We start from the raw sequence: 14194 nt of genomic DNA, 5'->3' as shown, positions 1-14194 counted from the left end.
TAAAGTTAGTTTGTCTAGCATCTAAAAATAAAAATTGACGTTTCACGTTGTTTGTTTCGTTCAGTTTTCAAAGAACTTGTCTGCCACTTCAGAAGCGACTTCATCATATTAACATCTTCATTTTTCGATGTCAACTACGTTTTAAAATTTCTTTTTTGTCGTTTTCTGCGTTTCCGCGTCAGCGACGTTTATTAATATACCATCATGATTTTTAAATAACAAGTGTTTTTTAAAAAAAACACAAAAAAATATCCATCCTACTTTCTTCTATATAGAGACACCTCCTCCCATCTATGGAAAACAGCTATTTAAATTGTATACCAATACACTCTAGTTAACCAAACTGTATTTCATAACCCCTTCCTAGATTTTCATTCTCTTCTATATTAAAGCCCTGATCATTTACTTCTCTATAGACTAACAATATAAAAAACAAATCAATCCAAACTAAAAAAACAGATTCACCACTTCCTACATAAAGCAAACATGCCGATTTTTAGTTTTGTTCCTCCACACAAACTATTAATTGAACGAATCGGTTGTTTACAGACAGCTCGATTAGGTAATAGTCTTATCGCTCGGCGAATAGCGGAATAAATAACGAAATTCCAACAAAAACATTAACTTAAGATTATTGTTAGAATTTTTTTACATTTAATTAATGAAAAATATCCATTTTTTGTTATATAGTAAGGAAGGACGTACTCAACTATAAATAAACCAATGGAGGAATTACTTTATGGATAGGTTAACAAAGTTTTCATTAAAAAACCGCGCCGCTGTTATCATCATGGTTTTTCTCATTTCCGTACTTGGCGTTTATTCCGGATCTAAATTACCTATGGAATTTTTACCAAGCATCGATAATCCAGCAGTCACTGTCACAACCTTATCTCAAGGACTCGACGCTGAAGCGATGACAAAAGAAGTAACTGATCCCCTCGAAAAACAATTTCGCAATTTAGAACACATCGACAGCATCACCTCTTCTACGCACGAGGGGTTATCACGTATCGATATCGCGTATACATCCAAAGCAAACATGAAAGACGCAGCACGCGAAGTTGAAAAGGCCATTAACACAATTAAATTACCTAAGGATGCAACTAAACCCATAGTTAGCCAATTAAATACTTCTATGATTCCACTCGCTCAAATTGCTATCCAGAAGCAAAACGGATTTTCAAAAGCAGATGAAAAACAAATCGAAAAAGAAATCGTACCACAACTCGAAAGCATTGATGGTGTTGCCAACGTTATGTTTTTCGGAAAATCAGCCTCTGAATTATCTATCATACTAGACCCAAACCAATTAAAAGATAAAAACGTAACAACAGAACAAATATTAAAAGTTTTACAAGGAAAAGAAACTTCTACTCCAGCTGGAGCAATTACCGTTAATAAAGAAGAATATAACCTTCGTGTCATTGGGGATATAAAAAATGTAGATGATATTAAAAACATAACCGTTGCACCTCAAGTAAAATTGCAAGATGTTGCTCAAATCGAACTTAAACAACACTACGATACAATCTCGCATATAAACGGAGAAGAAGGAACCGGATTAATCATCATGAAAGAGCCAAGTAAAAATGCAGTTGCAATCGGAAAGGAAATCGATAAGAAAATCAAAGATATAAGTAAACAATATAAAGATCAGTTTTCTATTAAACTTTTAGCCTCAACTCATGAGCAAGTTGAAAATGCTGTTACTAGTATGGGCAAAGAAGTAATTCTTGGAGCAATTGCTGCAACTCTAATTATCTTAATCTTTTTGCGTAACTTCCGAACGACACTCATCGCCGTTGTCAGTATTCCATTATCTATTTTATTAACACTCTTTTTACTACACCAATCTAACATCACACTTAACACCTTAACGCTCGGTGGTTTAGCAGTTGCAGTTGGACGTCTCGTTGATGATAGTATCGTTGTCATCGAGAATATTTTCCGTCGTTTACAAAAAGAATCTTTCTCTAAAGATATTATTCTCGATGCAACGAAAGAGGTCGCCGTCGCAATTACTTCTTCTACTTTAACAACAGTCGCTGTTTTCTTACCTATCGGCCTCGTATCAGGAGTAATCGGAAAATTAATGTTACCTATGGTATTAGCAGTTGTATATTCTATACTATCATCCTTAATCGTTGCACTAACAGTTGTTCCACTTATGGCTTTTTTACTACTCAAAAAAACAAAGCACAAAAAGCCAAGTTCTTCACCACGATATGTTGCTACATTAAAGTGGGCTCTTTCGCATAAATTCATTATTTTACTTACTGCTTTTTTATTATTCGCAGGATCGATTGCAGCCTATGTATTACTACCGAAAGCGAACATAAAATCTGAAGACGACACAATGTTATCTATTAATATGACTTTCCCAGCTGATTACGCTCCTGAAACACAAAAACAAAAAGCCTTCGATTTCGAAAAGAAATTACTTTCTAATTCGGATGTAACAGATGTTATTTTACGAATGGGATCTAGCGCAGAAGATGCACAATGGGGGCAAACGACAAAAAATAATCTTGCCAGTATATTTGTAGTCTTCAAAAAAGGCTCTGATATTGATCAATATATTAAAGAGTTAAAGAAAGAACATAAAGCTTTTGAGCCTGCTGAACTAGATTATATAAAAACGAGTTATTCAAGCTCTGGTGGTGGCAACAATTTGCAATTTAACGTAACAGCAACTAACGAAACGAATTTAAAAGAGGCTGCTACTATCGTCGAAACAAAACTAAAAGATATGGCTGCTCTCTCTAAAGTAAAAACAAATTTAGAAGACTCTAAGAAAGAATGGCAAATCCATGTTGATCAAACAAAGGCCGAACAACTAGGCTTAACACCAGAATTAGCAGCACAACAAGTAGCATTCCTTATGAAGAAATCACCTATTGGTGAAGTTTCAATCAATAATGAAAAAACAACTATTATAATAGAACACAAAAAAGAAAACATCACTAAACAAGAAGACATTTTAAACACAAACATACTATCACCTATCAATGGACCAATTCCTTTAAAAGACATTGCAACTATTTCAGAAAAGAAACTTCAAACAGAAGTCTTCCATAAAGACGGAAAAGAAACGATTCAAATTACTGCCGAGGCCTCAAATGAAGATTTAAGTAAAATAAGCGCAGAAGTAAACGAAACGATAGCTAACTTAGACTTACCTAGCGGCGCAAAAGTAACTATTGCAGGTGCAACTGAATCTATGCAAGAGAACTTCACAGATTTATTCAAAATTATGGGGATTGCAATCGGGATTGTATATTTAATTATGGTTATCACCTTCGGACAGGCGCGCGCTCCTTTTGCAATTTTGTTCTCCTTACCATTAGCTGCTGTTGGCGGTATTTTAGGATTAATCATTTCAGGAACACCCGTTGATGTAAATTCCTTGATCGGCGCATTAATGTTAATCGGGATTGTCGTTACAAACGCGATTGTATTAATAGAAAGAGTGCAACAAAATCGGGAACACGGAATGGAAACAAGAGATGCCTTACTAGAAGCGGGATCCACTAGATTACGTCCAATCATTATGACAGCTATAACAACAATCGTCGCTATGCTCCCTCTCCTATTTGGTCAATCGCAAGCAGGAAGCATGGTATCAAAAAGTCTTGCCGTCGTTGTCATCGGTGGTTTAGCAGTCTCAACCGTTCTTACATTAGTAGTCGTTCCAGTTATGTATGAACTATTAGATAAAATCGGGAGAAAAAGACGCTCTCGTAGAAAAATAAGCACTTACACAGAAACACCTGATATTTAAAAGAAAAGCGTTATCTTCATGAATGAAGATAACGCTTTTCTCTACCTACTCATATAATCCATCATTTTTTGAGCATATCGCTCTAGAGGTTTATCAGAATCTACAATAAGATATTCAGCATTCGAAGGTCTCTTACTACCATCTAACCACTTTTTAAAAGCTACTTCCGAATCCACTTTTCCAATCTGACTGGCCATACGTTTACGTGTTTGCAGCCTATGATTAATCTCTTCCATATCATTAAGGTAACATTCGATATATTTATATTTTACACCATGTTTATTAGACAATTTTATTCCTTTTTCAACCATCCCTTCATATAGACACGGACTATCCAATATAACACTATGCCCTTGTTCTAAATAAGAATCAATCAATGCCCATTCAATATCGTATGATACTCCTCCAACAATTGTCGATTCAACCCCTTTCATTTCTAATGATTGTAACAATGCCGATTTCAAAACGTCATGATCTACAATTACAGCACCTGTTAACTTCGCTATATACTTAGAAACTGTCGATTTTCCCGATCCAGGAAAACCTGACATTTGTAGAAAAAACAAATTAACTTCTCCTCTCATCTGTACCTATTCATCTATATAATCAATTACAAATTCAACAATCATTACATCCATTCCTTCTATATTAAAATACAAAAAGAACTCTCTACTTATAAGTAGAGAGTTCTTTTTGTATTTTATGCTGCTTTTACCTTCTTCGTCGTTTTACTTTTTCTTTTCGTTCCTGTAAAACGCTTATGCAATATAGATGCTACCAAGCGCGAAATAACATTGAATAGTAATACCATAATAATTAATACAGCTGCAGATTTTGTCGCAATCAACTTTGCATCCGGAATAACTCCTTCAGAATTTAACTTCCAAATGTGAACCGCTAACGTTTCAGCTGGTCTAAATGGATTTAGAGGATGGGCAGGACTTGAGAAGTCCGCTGCTGAATTTAAAATCGGGGATGTTAAACCCGCTGTGTAAATTAACGCTGCCGCTTCACCAAATATACGACCTGCCGCTAAAATAATACCTGTAATAATTTGCGGTAATGACGACGGAATAATGATACGAGCAATTGTTTGCCATTTCGTTGCACCTAATCCAAGACTTGCCTCTTTTACATTATGAGGCACTTCTGAAATCGCATTTTCACAAACACGTGTTAAACCTGGTAAGTTTAAAATAGTTAAAGCAAGAGCACCGCCCATTACTGTGTATCCCCAACCTGTCATGGTAACGAACACTAACAAACCGAATAAACCAACAACAATCGAAGGTAACGACGCCATTGTCTCAATACATAAACGAACAAAATTTAAAAAGCGCCCTTGTTTTGCGTACTCTGCTAAATATATTCCAGCCCCTAACCCAAGAGGAATAGATATAACAAGCGTTATAACAAGCATGTAGAAGGAATTGAATAACTGTGGACCAATCCCACCACCAGCTCTTGTATTACTTGGTTCTCCAAACAAGAAATCAGGATCCCAAAATCCCCATCCCTTTTGCAGAATTTCAAACACTAAGAATACTAGCAGAGCTACAACTAAAGCTGCAACTGCATAAAAGATACCTGTCCAAATTTTATTTACCGTTCTTGCATTCATTATTATCGCTCACCTCTTTGCCCAATCGCTCGAATTACTAAAATAAACAGGAATGAAATAACAAGTAAAATCATCGCTAAAGTCCATAGCGCATTATTCCAAGCAGTTCCGTTTAATGTATTTGTCATGTCCATTGTCAAAATACCAGTTAACGTCGCTGTCGGGCTATATATTCCTTCTGGTAATTTAATTGTGTTCCCGATTACCATTTGAACCGCTAATGCTTCACCAAAAGCACGCGCTAAACCTAAAACAACACCTGTTAAAATCCCTTTTTTCGCAGCAGGAACAATCACTCGGCTAACCGCTTGCCATTTCGTCGATCCTAGACCATAAGAAGCTTCTAAATAATCAAATGGAACAGAGCGTATTGCATCAGAAGCGATACTAGCAATAGTAGGTAAAATCATAATACTTAATACAACAATACCCGCAATTAGACTAAATCCCACTCCCCCGAACGAATCACGTAATAGTGGCACTAAAATCGTAACCCCTAATAATCCGTATACAACCGAAGGAATACCAACTAATAATTCTAAAACGGGCTTCAATACTTTATTTCCAAACTTTGGCGAAATTAAATTCATGAATATAGCAAGAGCTATAGCAATTGGCGCACTAATAATAACCGCACCTAACGAAACCACCGTTGAACCTACAATAAAAATCAAAGCCCCGAAGGTTCCTTCGTCAGCATTTGGATTCCATTTTGTCGATGTTAACATCTCAGTAAATGAGATACCACTTTGTGTAAAAGATTGAATACCTTTACCGCAAATAAAAGCAATAATAGCTAATGTAATTAAAACAATAAAAATACCACAAAACGTAACAAGCGATCTTCCTATATATTCACTTTTTACGTAATTAATTTGTTTTTTCCCCTTCATCACAGGTCAGACCCCACTTCATAGATTGAAATGAACAGGACTGGCCTTGCAGCCAGCCCCATAAAAATTTATTACTTATTTAATTTAGACATTGGGATGTAACCCATATCTTCTACTTGCTTTTCAAAGTCTTTGCCTTTTACATAATCAATGTAAGCTTTCGTTGCTTCTTTCGCTTCACCTTTTGTTACCATGTACTCGTAAGACCAGAATGGATATTTACCAGACGAAATGTTTTCAACTTTTGGTTCAGAACCATCAATTTTCACTGTTTGTAGCGCACCTTTTTTATCGCCAACCATGTAAGACATTGCTAAATAACTTACTGAACCTGGAGTAGAATTGATCGCTTGCTCTACTGCACCGTTAGAATCTTGTGTTGTACCAGTTCCATCGTTAATTTTCGCTTCTTTCATAACTGTCTTTTCAAATGTAGCACGTGTACCAGATGAAGCTGGACGGTTAATTACGTTGATTTTTTCATCTTTCCCGCCTACCTCTTTCCAGTTTGTTACTTTCCCAGTGAAGATATCTTGTACTTGTTGCACTGTTAAGTTATCAACTTTTACATCTTTATTTACGACAAGCGCGAATGCAATACCCGCAACCTTGTTATCTACTAATTCTTTCGCTTTTTCAGCATCTTTTATTTTATCCCCTGATGGAACATCTGAATTACCAATTTGTACTGCACCCGATGCTACTTGGTTAATCCCAGTTCCACTACCGCCGCCTTGCACTTGAATAGAAACTTTTGAATTTTTCTCCATGAATTTCTTTCCAGCTTCCTCCGCAAGAGGTAGAAGAGCTGTAGAACCAGCTGCTGCAATCGTACCTGATAATTCTTGTTTTGTATTATCGCTTCCTTTAGCAGTTTCTTTACTAGCTGTATCATCTGCTTTCCCACATCCAACTAACGCTCCTGCTACCACTAAAGCCGCTAAAGAAAATTTAATACCTTTTTTCATAACCATGTCTTGTACCCCCATTTGGATTCTCACTTTTCGAATTCATTTTCTTTCGAACACAAATTCATTGTAGGACAACAATATTATGTGAGTGTTAAGCAATTTTTAATTTTAAGTAAATGACGATAATAGCCCTTAAAAGCTAGGAATCCCAACATTTATAGTTAAAGAACCCAACAAAATCCACACTAATTAAGCAGTAATGTAAATTTATTCTTAACAATGTAAATTCAATGTAAATGTTTTTCGCTCTTTTCCCCTTTTAATTAAAAATACATTTACAAATACATTGTATCTTTTAACTTTTACACTCTTACTTTATTTACATTCAACAGAATTTCAGTAATATTTTTTAGTACAACTAAATAAATTGGAACAATTCTAAAAATAAATGAATATTTTTAAAGTACCAATTGACAGCATCATCCAATGTAGTCTACTATATTATTAACAAAAAGTTTACCTAAGGAAACTTTTTAAACTTAAACAAACAATATAGAGATGAGGTAACTTTTATGGTATCGGCTAATACAAAACCACTTTCCGAGTTTAAGACAGGAGAGTTTGTACAAATTGAGAAGATACAATTAGAAGGAACTATGAAACGACGTTTATTAGACTTAGGATTTATCCCTGGGGCAACAATTAAAGTATTACAGCGCAGTCCGCTTGGAGATCCGGTCGCTTATCAAGTAAGCAATACAACTATCGCACTACGTAAGGAAGAAAGTTCCCTTATTTTCGGGGTATTAATAGGAGATGATTTCAGATGAGCAAACATCGTATTGCTTTAGCTGGCAACCCGAACACCGGGAAAAGTACATTATTTAACACTTTAACAGGCTTAAAACAACACACTGGAAACTGGACGGGAAAAACTGTTTTAAAAGCTGAAGGGGAATATGAACATAACGGAAGTAAATATACATTAATAGATTTACCTGGAACTTACTCACTATATTCAAATTCTGCGGATGAAGAAGTAGCAAGAGATTATATTATATTTGAAAAACCAGAAGTAACTGTAGTTGTTATAGATGCAACTGCAATGGAAAGAAATTTAAATTTAGCCCTCCAAGTGATGGAAATGACAAGCAATGTAGTCATTTGTATTAATTTAATTGATGAAGCGGAGAAAAAAGGCATCGTTATTGATGAAAAGAAATTAGCAAAATCGCTCGGTGTACCTGTAGTTAAGATTTCTGCTCGTAACCGAGTAGGTATTGGGCATTTGCTAAGTGTTATCGCTAAAGTAGCAAATAAAAAATTAATTCCAACACCAATTAAAATTTCTTACAGTGAAAAAATCGAAAATATGATTCAGGAATTAGAACCACAAATTTATAAAGTGTTCGGTGATACGTATCCAGCACGTTGGATTGCGTTACGTATATTAGATGGAGATAAAAATTTCTTAACTACACTTCAAAAACACCATAATGAACCACTTGTAAGGGAGGTCGTAATGAATGGAATCTCACTCAGCCAGTAAAGCTCTTCCATTAGACTATATTATTCAACATGCACAAGCACTCTCAAAAGAAGATATACGAGATGATATTGTCGGAGATATTTATCGAACATCTGCAAGCATATGTAAAGAGTCTGTTCAATATACAAATACTGATAAATTGTATCGTTCTGAAAAACTAGATAAAATTTTCACATCTCCAATCTGGGGATTTCCAATTATGCTCGGTATTTTATCTATTATTTTTTATCTTACAATTGCAGGTGCTAACGTACCATCTGATATGATTGCTGAGTTTTTCGGATGGGCCGAAGGATATTTAACATCTTGGTTCCAGGCAGCACATGCACCCGAATGGCTACATGGCATTTTAATACTTGGTTTATTCCGTGGTATCGGTGCTGTTATTAGCGTTATGTTGCCACCTATGGCAATCTTTTTCCCTATGTTCGCACTATTAGAAAACTACGGATATTTACCACGTGTCGCTTTTAATATGGATCGCTTATTTAAACATTCCGGTGCACATGGCAAACAATCTTTAACAATGGCAATGGGATTTGGTTGTAATGCAGCCGCTATTATGTCAACGCGTATTATTGAATCACCACGTGAACGTATGCTTGCAATCTTAACAAACAACTTCGTTCCTTGTAACGGTCGCTGGCCTATGTTAATTTTAATGGCTTCATTATTTATGGCTGCTGGTTATACAGGTAGTATGCAAACATTAGTTACTGCTGGCGTTGTAGTTGGAATGGTTGTAATTGGTGTTATTATGACATTAACTGTTTCTTGGGTACTATCAAAAACAGCTTTAAAAGGTGTGCCAACTCACTACACTCTTGAGTTACCACCGTACCGTAAGCCAAAAGTTTGGAATACAATTGTACGTGCAACACTCGATAAATCAATTTATGTTTTAAAACGAGCTATCGTTGTAGCTGCCCCTGCGGCTGCATTAACTTGGTTACTAGCTAATATTTTCATCGGTGACACAAGCTTACTTATGTATTTTGTAAACTTCCTAGATCCATTCGCTAAAATGTTAGGACTTGATGGATTCATTTTAGCTGCGTTCATTCTTGGACTACCAGCGAATGAAATTGTTATCCCGATTTTATTAATGTCTTACTTATCAACCGGAGCTTTAACTGAAATAGATGATTTTAACCAAATTAAAAATCTATTCTTAGAAAATGGCTGGACTTGGTTAACAGCGTTAAACACAATGTTGTTCTCACTTCTTCATTTCCCATGTGGAACAACACTGGTTAACATATATAAAGAAACAAAAAGTGCAAAATGGACATTCTTATCGTTTGCAATCCCTACCGTTATCGCCATTGTTGTGACATTCCTCTCTACACAATTGGTACATTGGTTAGGGCTTTTATAAGCAAAGCATACATAGAAGGTATCCCCCTTCACATTTGCTTTGCGCGAAAGAAACCTGAAATCATTCAGGTTTCTTTTTTTGTGCATCAGTATTCCAAGGCTGTGCTCCATACGTTGTGAGTTTCTTATGAATAAAGTATATGGCTCCCGGAAGAACTGCCATTAATATCGTGCAACTAATCCCTAATCCAGTAAACAACTTACATCACCTTATTTCACTCTTTTCGGTAAGGCGGAACCTGAATGCTCAATTGTCGGGTGAACATGAACAGTAACCTCCGCATTACTAAAGTAATTTTCACCTTGATCCCAATTCTTATCTATCTTCTTCCATTCTTTATAATTATGCCGCTTATATACTTCTCCTAACGCTAATACATCTACCTTATATTTTTTTTGAACAAGCTTAATCGATTTTTGGATACGCTTCTCCATTTCTTCCGCAATGGTTTTCTTTAATCCCTTTTCATTCATAATTTGTTTATGATCACTAAAATGTAACTCTGCTAAAGTCCCTTCCAAAGATAAATGGATATCAAACTTCGGTTTTGTAGCATTTTCCGTAGATACTTTAATCTTTCGGCGCATCTTATGAATTTCGTATGTAACAAGCTGACCTTGTTTACGGATAGTAAAGAACCCTCCAATTTTTTTACCTATTACATAATTCATTCCTAATGTTTCTTCTCCATTCAAACTGCCTACACACTTATTATCTTTTCCACGAAACAACGCTGCCCCGTTCATTTGTACCCCCTGCTTTGTTAGTTCTAGAATAGGTAATACGAAACTTCGGTTAGCAATCATTTTTTGCTGTACCTCACCAATTCTTGCAGCTTCAATCATTTGAGCATTTTTCGGAGGATGCTCAGCTAACATATCAATATACTGCGCCGGTAAGTTCTCAGGCTTGGCACTCTGCTTTAAAATAGCTTCTGCATTTTTCTTAGAAACGAACAAACGAATATTTCTTCTCATCTCGTGATCACGAATATATACATCTAACGTATTTTGTAAAACATATGGATTCGCTAATAAATCTTTAGAAAAAATTATCACTTGTATGTGCGGAAAGAATAATGAGCGACTAATTTTTTTAGAGATAATTCGTATTTGCTCAAAGACACTATCTGCTTTCGCACTAACATTAATATAATTCTCACTATCTCGACCGCTTTGGCCACCTTGCTGCGCTAACTTACTGGGAAGTACCATCTGATACGTCCCTTTCATAATTGGATTTGATTTCTTTTTTTTCACAATATCATAGGCTGCACCTACTACAAATCCCCTTTCTTCTATTTCTTCTAGCTCAGAGCACCCACTAATAGATCCAGCTAAAACCATAACCATTATGATTTTAAGAAGGTGTTTCATTTCCACCATTCCTTCTTTTTATTTTATATACAATTAAAACGAGCAAAGGCGCTAACACAACAAATCCCATATCTATCCAAGCTAAATAAGTTCCGTAATGTGATAATGAATCTAAATTACTCGGTATCATATTCATCATAAAAATAATAGGAGCACTTACGAAAATAAAAATATGTTTCTTCACTTTCGGAAACATAGCACAAAACAATAAAGATGCGACGTCATAATACATTGCTGTAGTGTTATAAACAGTAATAATCCAAGTAGTAAAAAAAATGGCATCAAATCTTTCTAAAAAACCTCCACCAATTTCAATTTCTTTACCCAATTCAATTGTTGGATACGTCAATCCACGGGTTGTCATATACGAAAAAACGCTAATACAAGTTACATAAATTAAAATGTATGACAGCACATTTACCATCACTGCTTTTGCAACTGCCATTGGCGCTTTTTTCGCTGTCTTATCGTTCAACATCACAGCATAAAACAGAGCTACCTCAAATCCGATAAATGTGAAAATAGAGTTTTTAACTCCTACAGCATATTGACTTGCGTTCGTTTGAAAAGCTGGTAGTAAATTGTTTATTTCCATTAAATTTATATTCAATAAAGAAAGCAACACTATCGCAATGAACACGATAGGTAAGAATAGAACATTTAACCTTACTAAAGCCGCTCTCGATCCTGCTACTCCATAAATAACAACTAATAAGAAGAAGAAAGAGAGTAGCTGTATTGGTGTATCACTAAATAAATACGTTTGTGAAATAATTGCAATCATTCGTGACTCATATGCTGTCAAAGCAGCAAACGTTACTACTAAAATGCTACTAATTGTGTATGCAACAGGCTTCGTCAAATGCGCACTTGTATATTGGACAAAGTTTTGCTTTGGAAATAAAATAGCCACCCTCGTTACAAACCAGCCTAAAACTGCACATATCAATCCACCCAAAAGCAAAGTAATCCAACCGTCTGAAAATAAAGTTTGGTTAGCGATATCTCTTGGCATAGATAATGCTCCTATACCAATAATTGTTGAAGATACCGCAAACCCAATTTCCCGAGATCCAATCTCTTCATCGCCATACTCAAATGGTTTCAATTACTCTCGCTCCTTTGGACGTAATGTAGCGTCTTTCGTTTGTAAATATTCCGGTCTCTCTTTCAACATCGATTTTGGCATACGAATAAGTTCTTCTTTCCAATCTTTATAAAATGCAGGAGCAATAGGCGTTGTATATGGGACACCAACACTCTTCAAATTCGTAATATGAACTGCAAGTGCAATAAGCGCTAAAATAATTCCATACAAACCAAAAGCAGTCGCTGCTAACACAAAGACAAAAAGTAAAATCCGAAACGTAATCGTAATACTATATACAGGCAGTGAAAATGTAGCAATAGCTGTAACCGCAATAATGATAACTAAAAACGGATTTACAATTCCTGCGTTCACCGCTGCTTCTCCGATTACAAGACCACCTACAATCCCAATTGTTTGCCCCATCGGTTTCGGCAACCTAATTCCCGCTTCTCGTATTAACTCCATCGTTAATGCCATCATTAACGTTTCTATATATGCCGGAAATGGCACCCCTTCTCTCGCTCCCGCAATAGAATAAGCTAATTTAGATGGAATAAGCCCTTGATGATACGATACAAGCGCTACGTACATGGCAGGTAATAAAACAGCTGCAATACCCGAACCCATCCGCAAAATTCTTAATAAAGTCCCAATTACCCAACGCTCATAGTGATCTTCCACAGATTGAAAAATATCAACAAATACTAGCGGAGCTATAAGGGCAAACGGTGATCCATCCACCAAAATAGCTGCCTTTCCTTTCGCTAATGAGGCCACAATATTATCAGGTCTTTCCGTATTCAAAAACTGCGGGAACGGTGACAAATTATTATCTTGAATTAATTGCTCAATCGTACCCGTCTCAAAAACGACATCTGTCTCTATTGATTGAAGACGCCGATCTAACTCTTTTACAATGTAAGGGTTAATAATGTCTTCTATATATACTAACGTCACTTCTTTTTGGGATCTCTTCCCCATAATATAAGATTGAAACCTCAGCTTCGGGTCACGTAAAGTACGGCGAATTAACATTTTATTCACGTTAATATCTTCATTTAACCCAATCCTCGGTCCACGGATTAAATCTTCTGTTACCGGCGGTTCTAAACTTCTTTTTTCCCACGCTCTACTATTAATCACGATAGCGGTTGGAATATTATCAATTAATATAACTGTATCTCCCGCTAAAATCGCATTTATAATATCCGGAAACGTTGTCTTCTTACCAACTTCTGCAATAGAAATAAAGCGATCCAATAACGTTTGAACAACAGCTTCTTCTTTTTGTACTTCTTCATATTGAAGTGTACGAACTACATATTTATAAACATTATCCTTATCTGTTAACCCGCATAAAAAAATAACAGCACAACGTGTAAAACTACCAGCAAGGGCAACTTCCCTAATTGTTAAATCATTAGGCGAACCTAACTCATCCCTAATTTCTTTCATAACTTCAAATAAGTTACCTTTTAACTCTAACAATTCCCCCACCTAACTTCCTTTTCAACAAGTTTTTAGTTAGATTCCGCTAATAGAAGAAAATATATACAAAAAAGAGCCATCTCTTTTCAAAGATAGCTCTAGCA

General features: G+C 35.7%; 12 protein-coding genes. 4 read left to right on the top strand and 8 right to left on the bottom strand.

What is annotated here, in order from left to right:
• Positions 1 to 739 precede the first annotated feature (739 nt).
• Complete coding sequence (locus tag JDS99_RS16340) at positions 740 to 3784, top strand: efflux RND transporter permease subunit (protein WP_199695364.1); 3045 nt, start codon at positions 740 to 742, stop codon at positions 3782 to 3784.
• A gap of 41 nt (positions 3785 to 3825) precedes the next feature.
• Here the strand turns inward: JDS99_RS16340 and JDS99_RS16335 are convergent, their stop codons facing one another.
• The 4 genes from JDS99_RS16335 to JDS99_RS16320 form a co-directional block, all read right to left on the bottom strand.
• Positions 3826 to 4350 carry a P-loop nucleotide/nucleoside kinase family protein gene (locus JDS99_RS16335; protein ID WP_199695363.1) on the bottom strand — a complete coding sequence of 175 codons (525 nt, stop codon included), beginning with the start codon at positions 4348 to 4350 and terminating at the stop codon, positions 3826 to 3828.
• A gap of 134 nt (positions 4351 to 4484) precedes the next feature.
• The gene (pstA, locus tag JDS99_RS16330; RefSeq protein WP_048562942.1) at positions 4485 to 5405 is read right to left on the bottom strand and encodes a phosphate ABC transporter permease PstA; all 921 of its coding nucleotides are present in this window, start codon (positions 5403 to 5405) and stop codon (positions 4485 to 4487) included.
• A 2-nt stretch (positions 5406 to 5407) separates the two neighbouring features.
• On the bottom strand, positions 5408 to 6298 hold the full coding sequence (pstC, locus tag JDS99_RS16325; protein WP_000676675.1) for a phosphate ABC transporter permease subunit PstC: 891 nt from the start codon (positions 6296 to 6298) through the stop codon (positions 5408 to 5410).
• A gap of 71 nt (positions 6299 to 6369) precedes the next feature.
• A complete protein-coding gene (locus JDS99_RS16320; protein ID WP_000245097.1) occupies positions 6370 to 7272 on the bottom strand; it encodes a phosphate ABC transporter substrate-binding protein PstS family protein in 903 nt (300 codons plus the stop codon).
• 509 nt (positions 7273 to 7781) lie between these two features.
• Between JDS99_RS16320 and JDS99_RS16315 the strand changes: the two genes are divergently transcribed.
• Genes JDS99_RS16315 through JDS99_RS16305 form a run of 3 tightly spaced genes read left to right on the top strand, consistent with a single transcriptional unit; the run spans position 7782 to position 10136 of the window.
• Complete coding sequence (locus JDS99_RS16315; RefSeq protein ID WP_000252989.1) at positions 7782 to 8039, top strand: FeoA family protein; 258 nt, start codon at positions 7782 to 7784, stop codon at positions 8037 to 8039.
• Positions 8036 to 8758 carry a FeoB small GTPase domain-containing protein gene (locus JDS99_RS16310; protein ID WP_046953769.1) on the top strand — a complete coding sequence of 241 codons (723 nt, stop codon included), beginning with the start codon at positions 8036 to 8038 and terminating at the stop codon, positions 8756 to 8758. Before JDS99_RS16315 ends, JDS99_RS16310 begins: the two co-directional genes overlap by 4 nt.
• Complete coding sequence (locus JDS99_RS16305) at positions 8736 to 10136, top strand: ferrous iron transporter B (RefSeq protein WP_199695362.1); 1401 nt, start codon at positions 8736 to 8738, stop codon at positions 10134 to 10136. The genes JDS99_RS16310 and JDS99_RS16305 overlap by 23 nt, the downstream gene beginning before the upstream one ends.
• Positions 10137 to 10196: 60 nt before the next feature.
• Here JDS99_RS16305 and JDS99_RS16300 read toward each other — a convergent pair whose 3' ends face one another.
• From JDS99_RS16300 to gerLA, 4 genes are read right to left on the bottom strand one after another with little or no spacing between them, the layout of a single operon-like run.
• Positions 10197 to 10334: a hypothetical protein gene (locus JDS99_RS16300; protein ID WP_000493989.1), complete on the bottom strand. Its 138-nt coding sequence runs from the start codon at positions 10332 to 10334 to the stop codon at positions 10197 to 10199.
• An 11-nt stretch (positions 10335 to 10345) separates the two neighbouring features.
• On the bottom strand, positions 10346 to 11512 hold the full coding sequence (locus JDS99_RS16295) for a Ger(x)C family spore germination protein (protein WP_199695361.1): 1167 nt from the start codon (positions 11510 to 11512) through the stop codon (positions 10346 to 10348).
• Entirely contained in the window at positions 11496 to 12620 is a 1125-nt protein-coding gene (gene gerLB, locus JDS99_RS16290; protein WP_199695360.1) for a spore germination protein GerLB, read from the bottom strand. Before gerLB ends, JDS99_RS16295 begins: the two co-directional genes overlap by 17 nt.
• Positions 12621 to 14099 (bottom strand): spore germination protein GerLA, encoded by a 1479-nt coding sequence (gerLA, locus tag JDS99_RS16285; protein WP_199695359.1) that lies wholly within the window; start codon positions 14097 to 14099, stop codon positions 12621 to 12623.
• Positions 14100 to 14194 lie beyond the last annotated feature (95 nt).

The organism is Bacillus cereus group sp. N6 (assembly GCF_016483705.1).
In the GTDB taxonomy this organism is placed as follows: domain Bacteria; phylum Bacillota; class Bacilli; order Bacillales; family Bacillaceae_G; genus Bacillus_A; species Bacillus_A wiedmannii.
Note: the sequence above shows the minus strand (reverse complement) of the source record. Positions and strands in the feature narration are given on the sequence as shown.